The following is a 20,407-nucleotide window of genomic DNA, read 5'->3' on the forward strand; positions in this document are numbered from 1 at the left end:
CTTATGGGTTTTCTGGACATAGACAACGCGACCAAATCCTATGGCTCGGTCGAGGTTTTGCACAAGGTTGATATCTCGGTGGAGGAAGGCGAGTTTCTGGTTCTCGTCGGCCCATCCGGGTGCGGTAAGTCAACCTTGTTGAACATGATCGCCGGGCTGGAAGAGATCACCAGTGGTGAGGTTCGGATCAAGGACAAGGTGATGAACGGGGTCCACCCATCGAACCGCAACATCGCCATGGTGTTCCAAAGCTACGCGCTCTATCCGAATATGACGGTTGGACAGAACATCACGTTTGGTCTGGAAATGCATGGCGTTCCCAAAGCGGATCGCGACAAGGCCATGATCGAAGTCGCCCGTCTGCTTCAGATCGAACAATTGCTGGACCGTAAGCCCGGGCAGCTTTCTGGCGGTCAGCGTCAGCGGGTTGCAATGGGACGCGCGTTGGTGCGCGAACCTGACGTGTTCCTGTTTGACGAACCTCTGTCAAACCTCGATGCAAAACTGCGTGTGGATATGAGGACCGAGATCAAGAAGCTGCACCAAAATCTTGGCACTACCATTGTCTATGTAACGCATGATCAGATCGAAGCCATGACGCTGTCCAGCCGGATCGCTGTCATGAATGGCGGATACGTTCAGCAGCTTGGTACGCCACAGGATATCTACGACACCCCGGCCAATATCTTTGTGGCCACCTTCATGGGGTCGCCTGCAATGAACGTGTTGCCTGCGCGCGTGGAGGTGTTGAACGGTCGCCCGCATGCCGAAGTAGCGCTGCACGATGGATCGACGGCGCATTTGCCCTTTAGCCAGGACAATCTAGCGACGTGGGCCGGGCGCGACATCCTGCTGGGGGTCCGACCGGAAACGATTACCGATATGGATGGCGCCGACCGAAAATCTTCGAACATTGCGAATATGACCAACCGTATCGTTGTGACCGAACCTGCGGGTTCAGACACGTTTGTGTCGATGCAATTGGGCGGGCGCGATGTCATCGCCCGGATGCGTTCGGATGCGGAGGTTGCAGCAGGTCAGGATTTCAACTTTGCCATCAACATGGAAAAGGCAGTGGCCTTTGATCCTGAAAGCGAGATGCGGATCGTTCCGTGACACGTGCCGACGTCATAATCATTGGGTCCGGCATAGGCGGGGCGACATTGGCTGCGGTGCTTGCGCCGAGCGGGCGCCGAATCCTGATCCTTGAACGGGGCGAACGTCTGACCCCGTCATCTTGGGATCGAGATCCAAACGCGATATTCGCTGACGGGCGTTTTCGACCCCATGAGACATGGCAGGATGGCGAAGGTAAACTCTTCAGCCCGGGCAACTATTATTGTGTGGGCGGGAATTCCAAATTCTACGGTGCGGCGCTGATACGGTACCGGGCCGAGGATTTTGAACCGCGCCAACATATGGGCGGGCAATCACCCGGTTGGCCGATCCGATATGAAGAACTCGAGGCTGATTATCAGGCGGCCGAGACCCTTTACAATGTACGCGGTGTCACCAGCGAGGATCCAACCGAGCCGCCCCACAGCGGTGACTATCCATATCCTCCAGTTCCGGATGAGCCCGATATTGCGGATCTCAGACTTCGTCTGCAGCGCACTGGCCTGACCCCTTCGTCAGTCCCGCTCGGGGTCGATATCGACAGATGGCTGGCACACGGACAAACCACGTGGGATGCCTATCCGAACACCTGCGGTGGCAAGATGGATGCGGAAACCAATGCGCTGGCCCAAGCTTTGTTGCATTCAAATGTGGAACTGCAGACCGGTGCGGCTGTGCAGAGGTTGATAACCAGTGATGAAGGTCGCGTTTCAGGCGTTGAAGTCGAAGGGCGAGGCACTTTTGAAGCCCCTTTGATTGCTCTGGCGGCCGGGGCAGTTCAATCCACAGTGTTGTTGCTCAAGTCCGCGAACGAAAATTGTCCAACTGGTCTTGCCAATCGGTCAGATCAGGTAGGCCGGAACTTCATGAACCACAATTGCTCGGCAGTGCTGGCTATTCACCCGCTGCGCCGAAACCGGTCCGTATATCAGAAGACTCTGATGTTTAACGACTATTACAACGCTGCCGGCAACGGAGTTCTGCCCTTGGGCAACATCCAGATGCTAGGCAAGATCACTGGTCCAATCCTTGCTTCACAAACCAACCTGCCGGGCCCCATCGCGGCGCTTATCGCCAATCGAAGTTTTGACTTCTACGCGATGTCCGAGGATTTACCGAACCGCGACAGCCGCGTGACCGTCCAAGGCCAGCAAATTTGTCTGGATTGGAAGCGTTCGAACTGGCAAGCGCACGAAGCACTGGTCGCGCGTTTGAAAAAGCATCTGCGGCAAGCTGGGTTTCCGATCGTTCTTTCTCGTCCGTTTGATCGGCGCACCCCGTCGCATCAGTGTGGCACGGCGCGTATGGGTGCCGATCCATCACTCAGCGTGGTCGACACCCATTGCCGCAGCCACGACTATCGGAACCTGTTCATTGTTGATGCGTCGGTCTTACCGACTTCGGCTGCCGTAAACCCGGCGCTGACCGTCGCCGCCCTCGCTTTGCGAGCGGGTCGCCACATTATCGAAACGGAGTTTGCAGCATGAGCGGAACGGCTTTGGTCACCGGCGGGCAGAAAGGCATTGGTCTGGGCATTTCCCGTGCCCTGATCGCTGCCGGTTATAAGGTGGCATTGGCATCGCGCTCGGCCCCTGACACACCCGCGGTGAAGGCGGCATTGACCGAACTTGGCCCTGCCGCCATCCATGTGCAGCACGATGTATCAGATATCGCTCATGTCCCAACGCTGTTGGATCAGGTCGAGGCTGAGTTGGGTCCGATCACTGCTTTGATCAACAACGCAGGCGTGGGTGCGCCCGTGCGCGGAGATATGCTGGATCTAACGCCCGAGAACTGGGATTCCGTACAGAATATCAACCTGCGCGGGGCGTTCTTTCTGGCTCAGCACGTAGCGCGACGCATGGAGGCGCAGCCTCGGGACAGCTATCGGTCGATAACCTTTGTCACCTCTGTCAGCGCAACGATGGTGTCGATTGAACGTGCAGAATATTGCGTGTCCAAAGCGGCCGCCGCGATGATGGCGCAGCTTTTTGCCGTGCGTATGGCACCGCTTGGCATTGGCGTCTTTGAGTTGCGCCCGGGCATTATTGCCACCGACATGACGGTAGGGGTGCGCGACAAGTACACGGATCGGATCGAGGGTGGCCTTGTCCCGGCGGCGCGCTGGGGGGAGCCGAAGGATATCGGGGATGTCATTCTGCCGATTGTTGGAGGCCAGATGCAATTCGCCACCGGCGCCGTGATCCCAGTGGATGGCGGCCTGTCAATCTCGCGGCTTTGAACACTAAGGATCTGAGGGCAAAACAGAATGTCTGAAGGGTATGATTTCATTGTGATTGGTGGCGGGTCAGCGGGCTCGGTCATTGCCGCGCGTTTGTCCGAAGACCCCTCGGCCAGTGTACTGTTGCTCGAGGCCGGATCAACCGATCGGCATCCGTTTTTCCATCTGCCTGCCGGATTTGCCAAAATGACCAAGGGCATTGGCAGCTGGGGATGGTCGACCGTTCCGCAGAAGCACATGCAAGATAAGATCTTCACCTATACCCAAGCCAAGGTGATTGGCGGTGGATCAGCGATCAACGCACAGATTTACACGCGCGGCGCCGCGCAGGATTACGATGACTGGCGGCAGATGGGGTGCGACGGTTGGAGCTATGCCGACGTGCTGCCCTATTTCAAGAAATCTGAAGACAACGACACGTATGACAACACATTCCACGGAAGGGGCGGGCCTATGGGGGTTTCAATGCCTGCCGCACCCCTGCCGATTTGCGACGCCTACATTCAGGCGGCTGGCCAGGTCGGAATTCCCGAAACACGTGACGTAAACGGCGAAAAACAGGACGGGGCCGGATATTACCAGCTGACCCAGCGAAATGCGCGTCGGTCGTCAGCTGCCATGGCGTTTTTAACTCCAAACCGGGGCCGTTCGAACCTCACCGTTCAGACTGGAGCCCAGGTCCGCCGCATCCTTGTGGATCGTGGCCGGACAACGGGCGTGGAGTTGATCAACGGTAATAAAATCAGCGCATCGAATGAGGTCATCCTTTGTTCTGGCGCGATTGGCTCTCCACGTTTGTTGCAGTTGTCTGGGGTTGGCCCGGCGGATCATCTGGAAGACCTTGGCATCAAGACGGTCTTTGATCAGCCGCAAGTTGGTGAAAACCTGCAGGATCACCTAGATTTGTACTCGATTTGTGAGGTCTCGGGACCACACACCTACGACCGTTTTGCTAAGTTGCATCTCTCAGCCTTTGCCGGCCTGCAATACTTGTTCACCCGAAAAGGTCCTGTGGCCTCTAGCCTGTTTGAAACTGGAGGGTTCTGGTACGCCGATCCAGACGCGCGTTCGCCGGATCTTCAGATGCATCTGGGGCTTGGAACCGGTATCGAAGCGGGTGTCGAGGCGATGCCGAATGGAGGCGTAACCCTTAACGCTTGTTTCTTACGACCTCGATCGCGTGGCAGCGTTCGATTACAAAGTGCTGATCCCGCAGCGATGCCGTTGATCGACCCGAACTATCTGGCCGATCCGTATGATCGAGAGATGTCGATCCGCGGGCTGAAACTGGTCCAGAACATCCTCGCGCAAGATGCCTTGAAAACCTTCATCCTCGCCGAACGTTTGCCAGGGCCAGGTGTTCGCACTGAGCAAGAGTATTTCAACTTTATCTGCATGCATTCCAAGACGTCTCACCACTGTGCGGGCACTTGTCGGATGGGCGGCGATGCCGAAGCGGTTTTGGACTCGCGCCTGCGATTCAACGGGATCGAGGGGCTTCGCGTCGCTGATGCTTCGATCATGCCAACGGTCAATTCATCAAACACAAACGCACCTACCATCATGATCGGTGAAAAAGCCGCTGACATGATCAAACAAGATCAGGGGTTAACACAATGATCCGCCATATCGTTCTAACCAAGTTTCGCCCGGATGTGACCGAGCAGGCCATATCGAAAATCTACGCAGGGCTTTCTGATCTGTCCGAGACGCTGCCCGGGGCAGGTGGGTTTACCGGGGGTCGCAGCGAAAGCCCCGAACAGATTGAGCGTGGCTATATGCACGGGTTTGTCATTGATTTCGATGATTGGTCCGCGCTTGAGGCATATGCGACCAACGAAACCCACAAGGCACTGGGCGGGCAGCTTGTCGAGAACGCAATAGGCGGGATCGACGGGATTTTGGTCCTGGATCTGGAGGTCTGAGGAGATGGCCCTGACCTTGCCAGGACTCGATGGCCAATTGGCACCGTACAAGTTGTCTGGAACACCGTTGGTGCCGCGCGCACCGAAAGTGCCCTTGACCCGCACGGCATTCGCCGCTGCGCACGTGGTCTCGGACCCGCTGGCCGAGCGAGGCCCATGGGACGGACGTCCGGCTGTGGATTGGGATGCAACGCTACAATTTAGGCAAGGGCTGTGGGATCAAGGGCTTGGCCTGGCAGAAGCAATGGATACGGCACAGCGTGGCATGGGTGTGGATTGGGACACTGCGTTAGAGTTGATCCAGCGCACGATGGCCGCCGCCAAATCTCATCCATTGTCTCCTAGGGTCGCATGTGGGGCAGGGACGGATCATATGCGCCTTGAAGACCTCAAAACCGCGAATAGTATTCTGTCAGCCTACCAGATGCAGGCAGAACAGATCGAGGGGGCAGGCGGACAGCTGATCCTGATGGCATCTCGCGCTTTTCCAGCAATCGAGGCTGGGCCAGATGTCTATCATCACGTCTATCGTTCATTGATTGATGGGGCGAAGGATCCTGTCATCCTGCATTGGTTGGGCGATGTGTTTGACCCTGCGCTGACCGGTTACTGGGGCAGTGCCGATGTCGAGAAGGCCAGTGACTTTGTTCTGTCTCTGATCGCCGAGAACCCGGGCAAGGTTGACGGCATCAAGATCTCTTTGCTGGATCAGGCGCATGAAGAGGCGTTTCGCGCCCGCCTCCCGGACGGGGTTCGCCTGTATACTGGGGATGATTTCAACTACGCCGACCTAATTGCCGGGGATGGATCGAGGTATTCTCACGCCTTGTTGGGAATTTTCGCTGCAATTGCCCCGGCCGCAAGTCAAGCGCTTGAAGCGCTCGCCCAGAACGACATGGATCGTTACAACTCCTTGTTCGCACCAACCGTCCCTCTCAGTCGTGAGATTTTCAGGGCGCCAACTCGGTACTACAAGGCAGGGATTGCGTATTTGGCGTGGTTGAACGACGCGCAGTCTCATTTTGTTATGCCCGGTGGTTTCCAATCCAGCCGCGACATCTGCCATTATGCCGAAGTGTTCCGGCTTGCGGATCAGGCCGGATTGCTTCTGGATCCGGATATGGCCAAAAAGCGGATGATCACACTTTTGAACCTTCATGGGGTTGAGCAATAAGCTGAATGCGCAGACCGACGATCATAGATGTCGCCACCAAGGCGGGCGTTTCCAAATCTACGGTAAGCCTTGTTCTGCAGGGCAGTGAGCAGGTGAAGCCCGCGACGCGCCAATTGGTGCACACTGCGATGAAAGAGATCGGCTACGTCTACAACCGGTCTGCGGCAAATCTCAGATCTTCCGGTACTGCACTGATAGGGTTGGTCATCAACGACCTTAACAACCCGTTCTTCACAGAATTTGCTACGTCCCTGCAGATGGCCTTGGGATCTCGTGGATATGCTGTCGTTGTGGCAAACACGAATGAAGATACGGAAATCCAGGATCAGGTTATTGGAGCGATGCTAGAACATGGTGTGTCGGCGCTGATCCTATCGCCCGCTTATGGCGACGTGGCAAATTCGATTGCCGCGATCGAACGTTCTGGCGTGCCAACGATACAAGTGATGCGTCAGATCAGCAGTGACTACGCCAAGTTTCCGTTCCTGGCGCCTGACTATTTGACCGGTGGCCGTATGGCGACGCGGGTTCTTTTGCAAGCAGGAGCACGGCGTATTGCGTTTGTTGGCGGGCTCGAAGGTCGTCCTGTTACGCATGAACGTGTTTCAGGATATCTCGAGGTTATGGCCGAACAGGACCTTCCGCCCCTGGTTCTGACGGGCCGTAGCAGCCGTTCATTCGGTCAAACCACCGCAGCTTCTTTGTTCACAGACCATCCGGAATACGATGCGGCTGTGTGTTTTAACGATCTTGTCGCATTTGGAATGATCAATGCGTGTCACAAGGCCCAAAAAACCATTGGCGAAGAGTTTCAGATTATCGGCTGCGACGACATCAAAGAGGCTGCGGAATGCTGGCCTGCATTGTCCACAATTTGTTGCGGTGTCGATGACTTTGGTCGACAGGTTGCAGAAACCGTTTTGGATTGGCTGGAGAACTCTATTGAGCCATTGGAGGTCAAACGCACGCAAGTGCGATTGATCGAGCGTCAAACTACAAAACCGGTTGGCTCTTCTTAGTTTATTTGGCTCGGATGCAATCCGATGCCCGTGACCGATAGCCATTTCCTGTCAGCGGTTTTGTTCCCGCTTTCCGAGACGTCGAGCCGCCGTTCCGCGTTTCAAGACAAAGCACCAGCTGTTCTTGCAAATTGGGCAGGGCAACCCCGCTCAAAACCAGGAAATAGTGGCCGTCTACGGGAATCCCCCAATTTCGCGCGCCAACAAGAGTCGGTAAACAAGACTCAACCACTAGGTCTTCCCAGACCACACCACTTTTCCCCGATGAGGGGTCGGCCTCTACCCCCTCGGTCGGCCCCTCAATAATTTTAAGGCCTTCCATTCAGTTTTTATTGCTCCTGAGACAGGCGCTCCACCAACGCTGGCAGTTCCGCTGCGGACCTATAGCTGACTTGGTTCGGGATCTCGGCAACAGGCGACTTTCGGTATCCTTCGGTAAACAACAAAAACGGTATCTCCGCACGAACTGAGGTTTCCGCATCGACTTCGCTGTCGCCGACGAACAGGCGTTTGTTATGGCGCGGAAGTGCTTCGAAACTTGCGATCAGGTGGGCCGGGTCGGGCTTTCGTGTGTTCAACGTGTCACCTCCCAGCACGGCATCGAAGTATTGGGACAGATTCAGTGCATCCAATACATGGCGGGCTGGTGCTTCCGGTTTGTTGGTGCAAACGCCCAAAACACAACCGCTGGCCAGCAGGTAAGACAGGGCCTCTGGGACGCCTGGGTATGGCACGGTCGTGTCGCTGGCCGCGGTATTGTAGTGCGACAGTGTGAGTTGGGTGAGTTCGTTGTGGCGGTCCATTGGCAGGTCGCAATGCTGAAGAACCCGTTCGACCAGCTTGGGCAGGCCGTTGCCGACGAATCGTTTGATAACGTCCAGCTGCAGAGGATCTCGGCCCGCGTCTGCCAGCATTCTGTTCGCTGCCCCGGCCAAGTCACCAATGCTGTCCACCAGCGTCCCATCGAGATCGAATACGATTGCTGTGTTCATTGAAAACTTGCCCATATCACGCGTTTTCCAAGACCTATCGCGCAATGAGATGCACCGCAATCATGCCGGTTTCAGGTTCTTTCGAACCGGCACTTGACATACCTTACTAAATTAATCAGATTAAACGCAGGAACCATCAGCCAACCTGATTTTAGGTCAGCCAGATCGTTAGAAACGCGAACAGATTAGGCCGTTTGCCTTAAAACCTCTGGAGTTGTCCGATGAACGCGCAGACCCCAAACCCCAGCCAGTCCTATGCAGTCTCGATGCTTCCCGCGCATAAAGCTGAAGAGCTGACAAAAGGTGGCAACCTGGCCCATATCGAACTGGGCGATCAGCTTTACACACTGCGCATCACCCGCGCCGGCAAATTGATCCTCACAAAATGAGCGGATCTGCGTCTCGGGGTGGGGCGGCCGTCGGTCGCCTGTCTGACCTCAGCCCGGTCGAAGCCGGTGCCGTGATGTACCTGCGCCTTTGGGGCGAAGGCAAAAGCGGTCGCGCTGATGCCGCCAGTGATTTTGACATCGCGTTGGGTCGCGACCACGGACGAGCGGTGATGCTGACACTGGATCGTCTGTGCTCGCTTTGCGCCCATCATGGCCGCCGTCCATTGGTTCGTCACGGGCTGGCATGTGCGTGCCTCGGTGCAGATGAGAATTGTTTTGCCCAGATGATTGCAGCAGCGTCTGAGGGCGCGCGCGAAGACGCGATGATGATGGCGTCGCTGATTGTGCGCCCTGATTTCGCACCTGCATTGGCTTCGTTGTCGGAAGAGCTGGGGCTGGCGCTGCGTCGCATGACAGCCGCCGTGCCGATGCCAACAACAGGTCACAAAGTTCACTCGGCTGTATTGCACTAGATTGATATGTCTGACAGCGAAACCCTGGTGGAAGCCGGGGTTTTTTGAGTCAGCAGCACCCACATCCTGCGTGATGATGATCATGGTCACACACAGGGGCAGGGGCAAATTCGCCAACTTCTGACAGGACCTCTCGCAAGGCCCAGAGTATCATGTCCACATCCTCGGCCTCGACGGTCAAAGGTGGACGGATTTTCAGGGTATTGTCTTTTGGACCTTCGCTGCCGATCAGGATACGGTGATCGCGCATTCTGTTCTTGACGTATTTGCAGATTTTCGTGCCCTCGGTTCCATCCGGGTTGACCAATTCCACACCCAGAAACAGACCCACCCCCCGCACATCGCCGACGCACCCGAATTGAGCTGCGATCTGGCGCAACCCGTCCATCAGACGTGATCCCATGTGTAGGGCGTTATCCTGTAGACCTTCGTCATCGACAATATCCAGAACCTCTTTGCCGATCCGGCAAGACAGGGTTGAACCGCCGAAGGTCGAAAAAAACTCGATCCCGTTGTCAAAGCTTTCGGCGATCTCTCGGGTCGTCACCAGAACGCCCAATGGATGGCCGTTGCCGATGGGCTTGCCCAAGACCACGATATCCGGCACGGCGCCTTGGTGTTCAAAGCCAAAGTAGTGCTTTCCCAACCGTCCAAGGCCGGTTTGAACTTCGTCTGCGATGCAAACGCCGCCCGCGGCATGGATTTTTTCGTAAACGGCAGGCAGGTAACCTTTGGGCGGAATGATCTGCCCACCGACCGAGGGGAACGTCTCCGCGATAAAACCCGCAACCCCGTGCCCTTTTTCCTGCAGAGCGGTGATTGCCGGGTCCACCAAATCTGCGAATTTTTCAGCACGATCCGGATCATCCCGCTTGAAAGACCCGCGAAAATCATCGGCAACCTCGACCAGTTCAACCCAATCCGCCTGGCCGACGCCGCCTGGTTTGTTGAACTTATAGGCCGAGATAGCCACAGCCGCGTTGGTGTTGCCGTGATAGCCATGGTCTGGCGTCACGATCCCCTTAGCCCCGGTATGTGCACGCGCCAGTCTCAAGGCCAGTTCGTTGGCTTCGGTGCCGGAATTGACGAAAAAGCAAACCTCTAACTGACCTGGCAGCTTGGAGAGTATCTTGTCGGCGAATGCCGTCTGCGCCGGGTGCAGGTACCGCGTGTTCGAGTTCATCCGCTTCAACTGATCTGCCGCAACGGCTTGAATGCGCGGATGGGCATGGCCCACATGGGGGACGTTGTTGTAGGCGTCCAGATAGGGGCGGCCCCATTCGTCGAACAGGTGATGTTTCCATCCGCGAACCAGCATAACGGGGTCATCATAGGTCAGACTGAGGTTGCCGCCAAAATGGTCGTGTCGCCCTTGCAGGATCGCTTGCCTGTCTGTGGGGCGGTAGAACACCTTGTCATCTGGTAAATTCAGCAGGGCTGCGGGATTGGGACAAACGGCATGCCACAATTCCATTTCGTCCGGGTCGCCGACGCCGGGCCAGTCGGCCTCCATCCCATCTGTTGTCAGTGCCAGTTGGAAATGCACATGCGGAGCCCAGCCGCCGTTTTGACTGGCATCGCCAAGACGGGCAAAGGCGGCACCCTGCGCCACCGGGTCACCGGGTTTTAGGCGATCGCAAACCTCGGGGTCCAAATGACCATAAAGCGTATAGAACGGATCACCTTCGGGTGTTTCATGATGGAGAATGACTACGCCGCCATAGTCGAGTTGGCTGTCCCGGTTTTCGAGCGCTTCGACCCGCGCGCTCATCGGCGCATGCAGGACGGTTCCGGTGGGTGCGAAGACATCCACAGCCAGATGCACTGTACGGCGGTCGGATGCTTTCCACGGCCCCTTTCTGAATCCGGATTCGGTGTAGATCAGGCGGGGTTCGTTATAGTAACCAAGCCATAGGTCTTCGCCGAATTCTTCGCCAACCCTCGCGGCCTCTTCCAATGGCATGTGAAACGGATTTTGCGGCCAAACCGAGTTTTCGACGGAAAGGGATCCCATTGGCACATCACCTAGGTCCTGATCGAAAATATGAGCAAAATGCCCCCTATGTTCCGACAGATAGGCGTGGATGCGTTCCGCCCCATCGGTGACAGGCAGCCCACACGCCGCGCGCAGCCGTGCCGGCATCAAGCCCCCATTGATCGAGGTGTTTTCCAAGAACCTCCATGCCGGGTTCTGAGAGATGGTGACATACGGATCATCCGGGTTTTCCATCGCCATCAGGGTGGAATTCACCACAGACACCGCCAGTCGCATCCGCAGCAATGGCCAGATCAGGTCAACCTCGGCCGGGCTCAGGCGATTGGCAGCGTTATAGCCGCGGACCAAAGCGGTCAGGGCGCGCTCGGGTTTGGGATGATCCAGTACGATGTATGCCCCGGCGATAGCCAGATCACAGATACGCGGCGCGGCGCACATGTCGCCCAGATCGATCATGCCCGATACTGTTTGGCGTTGGCCCAACTCACCTTCGACCAGAATGTTGTAGTCATTGGCGTCGTTGTGAATGGCCTGTTTCGGCAGGGCGCTCAGCTGGCCCGCGATGCTATCAAATTCTATTGCGATTCCGGCCAGCAAAGCGCGCCGGTCAGGATTGGAAACCACCTCTAACTTGTCGGCGACCCAACCCGCCTGTGTCAGATCCCACTTGAAACCGACCCGATTAAGACTGTCATGTTCGAACTGCTCGAAAGCACGATCCGTTGCACCCAGAACGCGGCCGAGTTTAAGGATCAGTTCTTCGCTTTTGGGGGCGGCCTTGGCGTAGCACTGTCCGGGCAGCCGTTCCAGCAACCAGGCCAGCCTTTGCTCGCCAGTCTCGTCCTGAATGTCGACAAGCAACGCACCCTTCAGATCCGGCAACACTTTGGGAAATGGCAGTCCCGGAGCTTCAGTAGCGATGTGTTCGAGCGCTTTGATCTGCAAATCGACCAATTCACGCGCGCAGCCTGCCCGCATGACCTTGAGAACATAGTCCTGCCCATTTTTGGCCTCGACCAGGAAGTTCAGATCGTATTCGCCATCGAGGCGCGAGAGCTTGACCTCCAACCCCCAATGCGCCCGCAACGCGTGTGCCCAAAATGCAGTCAAATCGGTCATCGTTGTCAGGTTCCCTAGTCCAGTGCCCGAAGCCGTTTGATCAGTGAGGATGTATCCCATCGACCACCGCCCAGTTTTTGAACATCTTTATAGAACTGATCGACCAAAGCGGTCACGGGCAGGGACGCTCCGGTCTCATTCGCGGTGTCCAGACAAATGCCCAGATCCTTGCGCATCCAGTCGACGGCAAAACCGTGGTCAAAATGATCTTCCAGCATGGTTTCGTATCGGTTCGCCATCTGCCAGCTACCTGCGGCACCTTGACTGATAACCTCGACAACTGCGCGGCCATCCAGCCCTGCTTTTTCGGCGAAATGCAGGGCTTCGCTGAGGCCCTGAACCAGCCCGGCGATAGCGATCTGGTTGCACATCTTCGTCATCTGTCCCGCGCCACTGTCGCCTAAGCGTCGGCAGATCTTCGAATAGACCTGCATCACTGGTTCTGCCGCATCATAAGCCGATTGATCGCCGCCGCACATGATGGACAGCGCGCCATTCTCTGCTCCAGCCTGACCACCGGAAATCGGAGCATCGACGAATGCATTTCCTTGCGCTTTGGCCGCGTCATACAGCTCGAAGGTGACCTTGGCCGATACGGTTGTGTGATCCACAAAAACAGCGCCCGCGCTCAACCCATGGAACGCGCCATCATCACCAGTGCAGACATTGCGCAAATCGTCGTCATTGCCGACGCAAGCCATGACAAAATCTGCTCCTTGAACTGCTTCTTTGGGTGTCTTGCCCAATGCGCCACCGTGTTCAGCCACCCAGGCCTCGGCCTTTGAGGTGGTACGGTTAAAAACAGTGACTTGGTGACCCGCGGCCTGTAGGTGGCCAGCCATGGGATAGCCCATAACGCCAAGGCCAAGGAAAGCAACTTTTGCCATTTGGTGATCCTCTCCGCTGACCGGTCCCTCCGCCTGCCGAGCAGCGGACCGGATTGTTCAGCAGAGACAAAGCAAAGCTGCGCCGAAAGGGCAACCCCGCGTTACGATTTGCCACCCAGATCGTGCAGGATCGGGCAATCTGGGCGGTCATCGCCTGCGCAGGCGTCGATCAGGTGGCCAAGCGTGTCGCGCATGGAATTCAGGTCCGCTATCTTGGCCTCGATCTGTGTAAGATGATCTCGCGCGATCCGTTTGACGTCGGCGCTGACCCGTGTTTCGTCTTCATAGAGGGCCAGCAAGGTGCGACAGTCTTCGATTGTGAACCCCAATGCACGGGCACGTCCCAAAAAGCTAAGCTTATGCACGTCCTGTTCGCGAAACCGACGATATCCGTTGTCGTCGCGCATCGGTTTGATCAGGTTGATATCCTCGTAATACCGGATGGTTTTGGCTGGAAGACCGGTGCGGTTTGAGACATCTCCGATATTCATGCATGGGCCTCCTTAGGTGTGGCTAACGTGGTTTCCGCTGCACTGGCGCGGACACGGCGCAGGCGCAGCGCGTTCGAGACGACAAAGACGCTCGACAATGCCATAGCGCCTGCCGCTAGTGCAGGCGACTAAAGGTGCCCTCCGAACGGGTACAAAACGCCGGCCGCCACCGGGATCAAAAGAATGCTGTAGCCAAACGCCCATCCTAGGTTCTGGCGGATGTTGCGCATAGTTCGGCGGCTCATTTCCATGGCATTTGTCACGCCGCGCAGATCGCCCGACATTAAAACGACGTCTGCTGTTTCGATCGCTACATCTGTACCGGTGCCGATCGCGATGCCTATGTCGGCAGCCGCTAGTGCTGGGGCGTCATTGATGCCATCCCCAACGAATGCCAGCGTTCCATACTGATTTCGTAGCGCGTTTATCGCGTTCAATTTGCCGTCTGGCAGCACCTCGGCGGTGATATGATCGATCCCCAGCCGATCTGCTAGAGCTTGCGCTGTTCGTGCGTTGTCGCCGGTGACCATAGCCAAAGTAAGGCCCATCTCGTGTAACTGCGCCAGTGCTTCCGGGGTGCCCGGTTTGATCGGGTCCGAGACGGTTAGGCTTGCCGCCGCCTGACCATCAATCGCCATAAACAACGGAGTGGCCCCTTGCGCTTGTTCGACCATCCGTATGACCTGTGCCGGCACGGTATCCGCACCGACACGGCTGGACCGCACACGCAGCGCACCCGCGCCATTCACTGTACCTCCGACAGCTTGATCCTTTGCGGATTTTCCGACTGGCACCGGTTCGCCCGTGATCATGCTTTCATCGACATAAGAAGTGCCGTCCAGAACCTCGGCGTCCACAGGCACACGCTCACCCGGCCGGATTTGCAGGATGTCTCCAACAGTAATTTCCGCGATTGGACGATCCACAGTGGTACCGTTCTGTTCGACCCGCGCGGTTTTGGGCTGCAATCCTACCAGCTTGCGGATTGCCGCACCGGTCTTGCCCTTGGCGCGTGCCTCCAAAAGGCGACCCAACAGGATCAGAACGACGATTACCGCAGCGGCTTCGAAATACACATTCGCAGTGCCTTGGGGCAGCACTTGTGGCGCAAAAGTGGCTGTGACCGAATACAGATAGGCAGCACCGGTGCCCAAGGCGACCAGTGCATTCATATCCGGCGCGGCACGTATCAATGACGGGATGCCTTTCAAATAGAACACCCGCCCCGGCCCGATCAGCAGGGCAGATGTCAATGCAAACTGGATCAACTGGCTGGTTTGTGCGCCAAGGGTTGCGTGGACCCAATGGTGAAAAGCAGGGATCATATGACCGCCCATTTCCAGAATAAAAACTGGCAGCGCCAGCACGGCGGCAACAATAGTTGTATGAGTCAGCTTTTGAATTTCTTCGGTTTTCGCGTCAGGTGTCGCTTCGTTGTCTTGAATCGAACTCGGCCGCGCAGGGTAACCTAAGCCGGTTGGAACCTGGGACAGCGCCTCCGGGCTGGTTGATCCTTCGAGATAGGTAATCGTCGCGCCTTCGGTCGCGAGGTTCACCTGAGCCGCAACAACTCCAGCAGCGGATTCTAAGGCGCGCTCGATTTTGGATACGCAAGACGCGCAGCTCATTCCATCGATACGAAGTTCAACTTGCCGTGTCGCCGCCGGATATCCTGCGGTGTCCAAGGCTTTCGCAATGTCCAACATCGGGCCCGCGAAGGTGACTTGCGCTGTTTCGGACGCGAAATTGACCGATGCATCTTCGACGCCAGGTACTTCGCGCAACGCTGTTTCGACGCGACCAACACATGATGCACATCCCATTCCGATAATGTTCAGCTGAACTGTTCGAACGTCTGACATCCGACTCATCCCGTAGTTTGTCTGCCTTTCACATGGGGCTTCCAGTGACGGGAAGGTCAAGGGGTCGGCTTGCGATTTTCTGGATTAAGTCAGGATCCACTGATCTTTCGTTCCATCAATCGCTGGTACAGCCGCGGAGAAATACGGTTGAGCCACCATGCGAGGCGCGCCACGCGACCCACAGGAATTGTAGGCTGCGATCTATCAAGGCCGCGCAAGATTATCTCAGCTGCCTCAGAGGGGCTCATTTCATCCATCCCGTCCCGCGCCGAACCCGGTCTGGCAGTGCCATCAGTCCGTGTTTCCGCGTTTCCCGTGTTGGTCGCCACAAAAGACGGGGCCGCCATGTGTACCGTCACACCGTAGGATTTCTCTTCTGAGCGGAGCGACTTGAAGAAGCCTTCCAGCGCATGTTTGGAAGCCGCATATGCTGTACGATGATACAGCGGCGTGAACCCTGCGACGGATGACATCACCAGATGTGCGCCACCGGATTTTCGCACTTCGGGAAGTAACGCACGTGCCATTTCAACGGCCGCGAAATAGTTGATCTCGAACAGTTTGCGATGGCTGGCCTCATCGGATCGATCAAACCCGCGAATTTGGGTGATCCCGGCATTGTAGATGACCAGATCGATGCTATCGCTGGTGGCGATGATGTCAGAGACGGCGCTGCTCAATTGCTCGGGCTGCGTCAGATCGCAGGCGATGGGCAGTAGGTTCGGGGTGGGCGCAAGGTCTGAGACATTCAGGTCCAACACCACAACCCGCCAGCCACGTGTCAACAAGGCCTTGGACAGTGCCTGACCCAGCCCACCTGCGCCGCCCGATATCACAGCGGTTTTCATAGGTCAGCCTGCTGCTTCCAGAGGTCAAAAACCTCGGCGCTGGTTTTTTCGGGCGTATAGCCGAACTCTGACTTGAGCGCTGAATTGTCCAATACAGGTCGGTATTGCAGAAAGCGAACCTGCTCGGGCCCGTATTGCGACAAACCCAACGGCCGCGCCAACCATAATGACGTCTTTAGCGCCCATGCGGGTAACCGCAGAACTGGCTTTCCCATTGCTTTGGCAAGGTCAGTGATACCCAAAGCGCCGTCTCCGGTGACGTTGAAGATACCAGGCGGGCCATCTGTGGCGGCGCGCTTTAAGACGCGGGCCAGGTCACGGGTCCAGATAAAGACAAACGGGCTTTCACTCCCGAACACAGCCAGCAAGCGCGGTTTGCGGAACAGAGCGGTAATCTGGTTTTCCGTGCCCTCCCCCAGCACCGTGCCGACACGCAGAACAACCTGTTCCAGTTCCGGGGCGTACTTTCGTGTTTCGGCGAGCAATTCTTCAACCTGCCGTTTGTGGTTCGAATACGGAAATTCAGGATTTCCACGCAAAGGGTCGCACTCGCGTAGAGGCACGCGGTTATCTGCGTGATAACCGTATGCAGCACCAGAAGACGTGACCACCAAACGGCGCACGCCATTGGCGATGGCGGCATCTACAACGTTGCGCGTGCCCTCGACATCGACTGCATAAGCGGCCTCGCGTCCCATTTTAGGCGGTGGCGTAACGATCGAGGCCAGGTGAACAACGACATCAGGCTTGACCTCAGCAATGACCCGTGCGGGGTCCTCTGTGGTGACATCCATACGTAGGAAACTGATCATTTTGGGCATATCGTCCAGGCGATGTAAATCGGTGGCGAAGACCTCATGATCATGCAGTTCGGCCAAAAGAGCGCGCCCAACCATGCCTGAAGCACCGGTGATGAGGATCCGGGTCATCGTGTGGCCTCGGTTTTGGACAGGACCGAGGCGAGCGCGAGGCCCGAGATGGCGTGCCATATCCCCCAGAACGCAGCGACCACGGCCATCCCGCCCAACCCATGAAAGAACGCAAAAATCAGAACTAAGCCAAGGCCCGAATTCTGAATGCCTGTTTCGATTGTGATTGCCCGTCGGTCAAAGGGGGACAAGCGGGTGATAGTGGCAGCAACCCAACCGCCGCCCAGAGCCAGAGCGTTGTGAAGGATCACAAGCCCTGCGACGGCTCCGGCGTAGCTTAGGAAGAACCCCCAGTTGGCGGCCAGAGCGAGTATGATGAAGGTGATGAAAATGCCCATCGACAGGTATTGCAGTGGCGCGCGCAGGCGCGCCGTTAGCGTTGGTTGGCGCTGATTCAATGTGACGCCCAGCACAAGCGGCAGGATCAGCATCAGCCCGACAATGATGGCGATCTGAACCGGGTCGATCTCGGTTTGCTGTAGGATCGAGCGGGTTGGGGGGTACAACCCACCCCACAAAGCGATGTTCAGCGGCGTTAGAAAGATCGCCCCAATCGTGGCAAATGCAGTCATGGACACAGACAGGGCGGCATTTCCGCCAGCACGATGCGTGATGAAGTTCGATATGTTACCACCCGGGCAAGCGGCCACGAGGATCAGACCCAATGCAATCGAAGGAGGCGGAGCCACTACCCAGACCATCGCAAAGGTCAGCGCGGGTAAAATGATGAACTGGGAAGCCAACCCAACGATAACCGGCTTCGGGGCCCTGCGCAGGCGATCGAAATCTCTGGGCGCCAGGTCAATGGCTATCGAGAACATGACAATCGCCAGGATTGCGTTCAGCAATGTCAGCGAACCCGGACTGAAATTCAGCGTAATCTCGTCAACACCACTCATCCGGTGGCTTTCCTGAGACGTGCGATCCAACCGGTAACCGCTTTGCGATAGGTGGCTTTGTCGACGTAATAGGCCATGCGGGCGAGGTTAAGGTAATTCATGCCTCCGGTGGCGCGCCCGTAAGCCTGTTGTTTTTGCGCGGTCAGTTCGGAGGCCACAGGGCAATCATGTTGAAGGCCTTTGATGTATCGGGCCACCATCTCGGCCTGTTCATGCCGCCCCTGCCAGCCCAGCCCAGTGGCCTCGATCATCCCTAGAACAAATAGATCGTCCCGTTCAGGATGCATGGTATTGAGATAAAGGTGCGGAGCATCGCCTTGCCAGTTCAGAAGGTCTTTGTCGATGAAGGGGTAGTGCAGTTTGTACCCTGTTGCTGCAAGGATCATGTCGTAATCTTCGCGGCTGCCATCCTTGAAATGAACGGTCTTTCCTTCCAGCCTTTCAATGTCCGGTTGGACGCGCAGATCGCCGTGACCTGCGTGATACAGGACCAGAGAGTTCACGATTGGATGGCTCTCGTAGAGCTTGTAATCGGGTTTTGGAAAGCCGTATTTCTGTGGGTCGCCAACAAACCAGCTGAGGATCAGACTGTCCACTTTGCGCTTCAGCCACATCGGCAGGCGGATCTTGCCGCCCATCGTGTCTGCGGGCTTGCCAAACACGTATTTTGGCACAAAGTAATAGCCCCGTCGCATCGACAGATCACAGCGTTGCGCATGGTGGATTGCATCCACCGCGATGTCGCAACCGGAGTTTCCTGCGCCCACGACAAGGACACGTTTGCCATCGAACTGGCTGGGATAGCGGTATTGCGAAGCGTGGATCAACTCGCCGTCGAAGGTGCCGGGGAATGCGGGCATGTTGGGTTCTGACAGGGTGCCATTTGCAATCAGAACCCCGGCGAATTCGGCCCCATGTTCACCATCCTGATCTCGCCAAGAGAGACGCCAGCCGTCGCCCGATTTACCGAACGGCGAGATCTGGGTAACTTCGGCATTGAACAGATACTTATCACGCAATCCGTAGTGATCGGCGAAGTCCCTGAAGTAATCGCACATTGCACTGTGTGAAGGGTATTCGGCGACCGCATCCTTCATCGGGAAGTCGGTGAATTCAGTCATCCGTTTGGATGAAATCAGGTGGGCGGATTCATACATCGTCGACCTGGGGGCGTCGATGTCCCACAGACCGCCGACATCCGAATGCAGATCGAACCCCTGAAAGGCGATACCCTGTTCTGTCAGCACTTTGGCCGCAGCCAAACCCATTGGGCCCGCCCCGATCAGGGCGAATGTGTCGCGCGTCTCCGTCATGAACCCTCCCCAAGTTCGTGACGCTTAACTTGAACGACGACCAAAATAAGGCAAGATGAATCTCATGACGATCAAAAGTGCTGAAAAACCAAGGCAAAGAGCGCCTTCCAAGCGGTCCCTGCAGACCAAGGCACGCATTTTGGATGCGGCGGAATCCATTTTTGCCGAACGAGGATTCGAAGGGGCTTCGATCCGGGATATCGCTGCTAAGGCAGGCGTTCAGATTGGGTTGGTGCATCACCACGGTGGCGGTAAGGAAGAGCTATTTTATCGCACAGTTGCCCGCCGCGCGAACTCACTGGCTCACCGTAGGATCGAGGCGCTGGAAATGGTCAAAGCAAAGGATGCGCTATCACTGCGGGCCATTTTGGACTGTTTTATCCGCCCCTATGTGATGCTTGCACAAACGGGAGGACCGGGATGGTTAGCCTATGGGCGTCTGGTCGCCCATGTCTCGGTCGATCCGCGCTGGCGCGACATTGCGGCCGAGTGTTTTGACCCAACTGCGCACCGTTTTATTGCTGAGATCGCGGCGCTTTATCCCGATACCAATCCAGCGCTATTGGCCAGCGGACAGGTCTATTCGGTTTCAGCGATGCTTGCACATCTCAATAGTGCGTGGCGCGTCGAGGCATTGGCGCAAGGCGGAGATTTGACCGATGTCGATCATCTGATCGAGTTCTGCGCCGCGGGCATCGAAGCAATGGTAAAGGCTGCGCGGACTTGATTGGGG

General features: G+C 56.7%; 19 protein-coding genes. 10 read left to right on the plus strand and 9 right to left on the minus strand.

Annotation, left to right across the window (positions count from 1 at the left end; genetic code table 11):
* Positions 1 to 3: 3 nt before the first annotated feature.
* From ACR0BU_RS04695 to ACR0BU_RS04725, 7 genes are read left to right on the plus strand one after another with little or no spacing between them, the layout of a single operon-like run.
* Entirely contained in the window at positions 4 to 1,116 is a 1,113-nt protein-coding gene (locus tag ACR0BU_RS04695; protein ID WP_480735982.1) for an ABC transporter ATP-binding protein, read from the plus strand.
* On the plus strand, positions 1,113 to 2,603 hold the full coding sequence (locus tag ACR0BU_RS04700) for a GMC oxidoreductase (protein ID WP_480735981.1): 1,491 nt from the start codon (positions 1,113 to 1,115) through the stop codon (positions 2,601 to 2,603). The genes ACR0BU_RS04695 and ACR0BU_RS04700 overlap by 4 nt, the downstream gene beginning before the upstream one ends.
* Entirely contained in the window at positions 2,600 to 3,358 is a 759-nt protein-coding gene (locus ACR0BU_RS04705) for a 3-ketoacyl-ACP reductase (RefSeq protein WP_480735979.1), read from the plus strand. The genes ACR0BU_RS04700 and ACR0BU_RS04705 overlap by 4 nt, the downstream gene beginning before the upstream one ends.
* Positions 3,359 to 3,385: 27 nt before the next feature.
* A complete protein-coding gene (locus tag ACR0BU_RS04710; protein ID WP_480735978.1) occupies positions 3,386 to 4,978 on the plus strand; it encodes a GMC family oxidoreductase in 1,593 nt (530 codons plus the stop codon).
* Positions 4,975 to 5,283: a Dabb family protein gene (locus ACR0BU_RS04715; RefSeq protein WP_298933573.1), complete on the plus strand. Its 309-nt coding sequence runs from the start codon at positions 4,975 to 4,977 to the stop codon at positions 5,281 to 5,283. The genes ACR0BU_RS04710 and ACR0BU_RS04715 overlap by 4 nt, the downstream gene beginning before the upstream one ends.
* 4 nt (positions 5,284 to 5,287) lie before the next feature.
* Entirely contained in the window at positions 5,288 to 6,457 is a 1,170-nt protein-coding gene (locus ACR0BU_RS04720) for a dihydrodipicolinate synthase family protein (RefSeq protein WP_480735976.1), read from the plus strand.
* A 5-nt stretch (positions 6,458 to 6,462) separates the two neighbouring features.
* A complete protein-coding gene (locus ACR0BU_RS04725; protein ID WP_480735974.1) occupies positions 6,463 to 7,476 on the plus strand; it encodes a LacI family DNA-binding transcriptional regulator in 1,014 nt (337 codons plus the stop codon).
* Between the two features lie 329 nt (positions 7,477 to 7,805).
* On the opposite strand, the gene gph is transcribed toward ACR0BU_RS04725, so the two are convergent.
* On the minus strand, positions 7,806 to 8,468 hold the full coding sequence (gene gph / locus ACR0BU_RS04730; RefSeq protein WP_480735972.1) for a phosphoglycolate phosphatase: 663 nt from the start codon (positions 8,466 to 8,468) through the stop codon (positions 7,806 to 7,808).
* Positions 8,469 to 8,689: 221 nt separating this feature from the next.
* Between gph and hemP the strand changes: the two genes are divergently transcribed.
* Positions 8,690 to 8,857, plus strand: coding sequence for a hemin uptake protein HemP (gene hemP / locus ACR0BU_RS04735; protein WP_120631905.1), 168 nt, complete (start codon positions 8,690 to 8,692; stop codon positions 8,855 to 8,857).
* Positions 8,854 to 9,330, plus strand: coding sequence for a hypothetical protein (locus tag ACR0BU_RS04740; protein ID WP_480735970.1), 477 nt, complete (start codon positions 8,854 to 8,856; stop codon positions 9,328 to 9,330). Before hemP ends, ACR0BU_RS04740 begins: the two co-directional genes overlap by 4 nt.
* 49 nt (positions 9,331 to 9,379) lie before the next feature.
* On the opposite strand, the gene ACR0BU_RS04745 is transcribed toward ACR0BU_RS04740, so the two are convergent.
* From ACR0BU_RS04745 to ACR0BU_RS04780, 8 genes are all read right to left on the minus strand, one after another.
* Positions 9,380 to 12,445: an aminotransferase class III-fold pyridoxal phosphate-dependent enzyme gene (locus tag ACR0BU_RS04745; protein WP_480736304.1), complete on the minus strand. Its 3,066-nt coding sequence runs from the start codon at positions 12,443 to 12,445 to the stop codon at positions 9,380 to 9,382.
* A gap of 14 nt (positions 12,446 to 12,459) precedes the next feature.
* The gene (locus ACR0BU_RS04750; protein ID WP_480735969.1) at positions 12,460 to 13,332 is read right to left on the minus strand and encodes an NAD(P)-dependent oxidoreductase; all 873 of its coding nucleotides are present in this window, start codon (positions 13,330 to 13,332) and stop codon (positions 12,460 to 12,462) included.
* Between the two features lie 101 nt (positions 13,333 to 13,433).
* Positions 13,434 to 13,823 carry a Cu(I)-responsive transcriptional regulator gene (gene cueR / locus ACR0BU_RS04755; RefSeq protein ID WP_298933559.1) on the minus strand — a complete coding sequence of 130 codons (390 nt, stop codon included), beginning with the start codon at positions 13,821 to 13,823 and terminating at the stop codon, positions 13,434 to 13,436.
* A 128-nt stretch (positions 13,824 to 13,951) separates the two neighbouring features.
* Positions 13,952 to 15,685: a heavy metal translocating P-type ATPase gene (locus tag ACR0BU_RS04760; RefSeq protein WP_480735967.1), complete on the minus strand. Its 1,734-nt coding sequence runs from the start codon at positions 15,683 to 15,685 to the stop codon at positions 13,952 to 13,954.
* 89 nt (positions 15,686 to 15,774) lie between these two features.
* Complete coding sequence (locus ACR0BU_RS04765; RefSeq protein WP_480735966.1) at positions 15,775 to 16,533, minus strand: SDR family NAD(P)-dependent oxidoreductase; 759 nt, start codon at positions 16,531 to 16,533, stop codon at positions 15,775 to 15,777.
* Positions 16,530 to 17,462 (minus strand): SDR family oxidoreductase, encoded by a 933-nt coding sequence (locus tag ACR0BU_RS04770; protein ID WP_480735964.1) that lies wholly within the window; start codon positions 17,460 to 17,462, stop codon positions 16,530 to 16,532. Before ACR0BU_RS04770 ends, ACR0BU_RS04765 begins: the two co-directional genes overlap by 4 nt.
* Positions 17,459 to 18,361 carry a bile acid:sodium symporter family protein gene (locus ACR0BU_RS04775; protein WP_480735963.1) on the minus strand — a complete coding sequence of 301 codons (903 nt, stop codon included), beginning with the start codon at positions 18,359 to 18,361 and terminating at the stop codon, positions 17,459 to 17,461. Before ACR0BU_RS04775 ends, ACR0BU_RS04770 begins: the two co-directional genes overlap by 4 nt.
* The gene (locus ACR0BU_RS04780) at positions 18,358 to 19,674 is read right to left on the minus strand and encodes a flavin-containing monooxygenase (RefSeq protein ID WP_480735961.1); all 1,317 of its coding nucleotides are present in this window, start codon (positions 19,672 to 19,674) and stop codon (positions 18,358 to 18,360) included. The genes ACR0BU_RS04775 and ACR0BU_RS04780 overlap by 4 nt, the downstream gene beginning before the upstream one ends.
* 64 nt (positions 19,675 to 19,738) lie before the next feature.
* Between ACR0BU_RS04780 and ACR0BU_RS04785 the strand changes: the two genes are divergently transcribed.
* Positions 19,739 to 20,401: a TetR/AcrR family transcriptional regulator gene (locus ACR0BU_RS04785; RefSeq protein WP_480735960.1), complete on the plus strand. Its 663-nt coding sequence runs from the start codon at positions 19,739 to 19,741 to the stop codon at positions 20,399 to 20,401.
* Positions 20,402 to 20,407: the final 6 nt, after the last annotated feature.

It is taken from the genome of Ruegeria sp. CK2 (genome assembly GCF_056536585.1).

Coding starts and splice junctions, on each gene's coding strand:
- ACR0BU_RS04695 (WP_480735982.1), top strand. CDS start 4: ATGGGTTTTCTGGACATAGACAACGCGACCAAATCCTATGGCTCGGTC.
- ACR0BU_RS04705 (WP_480735979.1), top strand. CDS start 2,600: ATGAGCGGAACGGCTTTGGTCACCGGCGGGCAGAAAGGCATTGGTCTG.
- ACR0BU_RS04710 (WP_480735978.1), top strand. CDS start 3,386: ATGTCTGAAGGGTATGATTTCATTGTGATTGGTGGCGGGTCAGCGGGC.
- ACR0BU_RS04715 (WP_298933573.1), top strand. CDS start 4,975: ATGATCCGCCATATCGTTCTAACCAAGTTTCGCCCGGATGTGACCGAG.
- ACR0BU_RS04720 (WP_480735976.1), top strand. CDS start 5,288: ATGGCCCTGACCTTGCCAGGACTCGATGGCCAATTGGCACCGTACAAG.
- ACR0BU_RS04725 (WP_480735974.1), top strand. CDS start 6,463: ATGCGCAGACCGACGATCATAGATGTCGCCACCAAGGCGGGCGTTTCC.
- gph (WP_480735972.1), bottom strand. CDS start 8,468: ATGAACACAGCAATCGTATTCGATCTCGATGGGACGCTGGTGGACAGC.
- hemP (WP_120631905.1), top strand. CDS start 8,690: ATGAACGCGCAGACCCCAAACCCCAGCCAGTCCTATGCAGTCTCGATG.
- ACR0BU_RS04740 (WP_480735970.1), top strand. CDS start 8,854: ATGAGCGGATCTGCGTCTCGGGGTGGGGCGGCCGTCGGTCGCCTGTCT.
- ACR0BU_RS04745 (WP_480736304.1), bottom strand. CDS start 12,445: ATGACCGATTTGACTGCATTTTGGGCACACGCGTTGCGGGCGCATTGG.
- ACR0BU_RS04750 (WP_480735969.1), bottom strand. CDS start 13,332: ATGGCAAAAGTTGCTTTCCTTGGCCTTGGCGTTATGGGCTATCCCATG.
- cueR (WP_298933559.1), bottom strand. CDS start 13,823: ATGAATATCGGAGATGTCTCAAACCGCACCGGTCTTCCAGCCAAAACC.
- ACR0BU_RS04760 (WP_480735967.1), bottom strand. CDS start 15,685: ATGTCAGACGTTCGAACAGTTCAGCTGAACATTATCGGAATGGGATGT.
- ACR0BU_RS04765 (WP_480735966.1), bottom strand. CDS start 16,533: ATGAAAACCGCTGTGATATCGGGCGGCGCAGGTGGGCTGGGTCAGGCA.
- ACR0BU_RS04770 (WP_480735964.1), bottom strand. CDS start 17,462: ATGACCCGGATCCTCATCACCGGTGCTTCAGGCATGGTTGGGCGCGCT.
- ACR0BU_RS04775 (WP_480735963.1), bottom strand. CDS start 18,361: ATGAGTGGTGTTGACGAGATTACGCTGAATTTCAGTCCGGGTTCGCTG.
- ACR0BU_RS04780 (WP_480735961.1), bottom strand. CDS start 19,674: ATGACGGAGACGCGCGACACATTCGCCCTGATCGGGGCGGGCCCAATG.
- ACR0BU_RS04785 (WP_480735960.1), top strand. CDS start 19,739: ATGACGATCAAAAGTGCTGAAAAACCAAGGCAAAGAGCGCCTTCCAAG.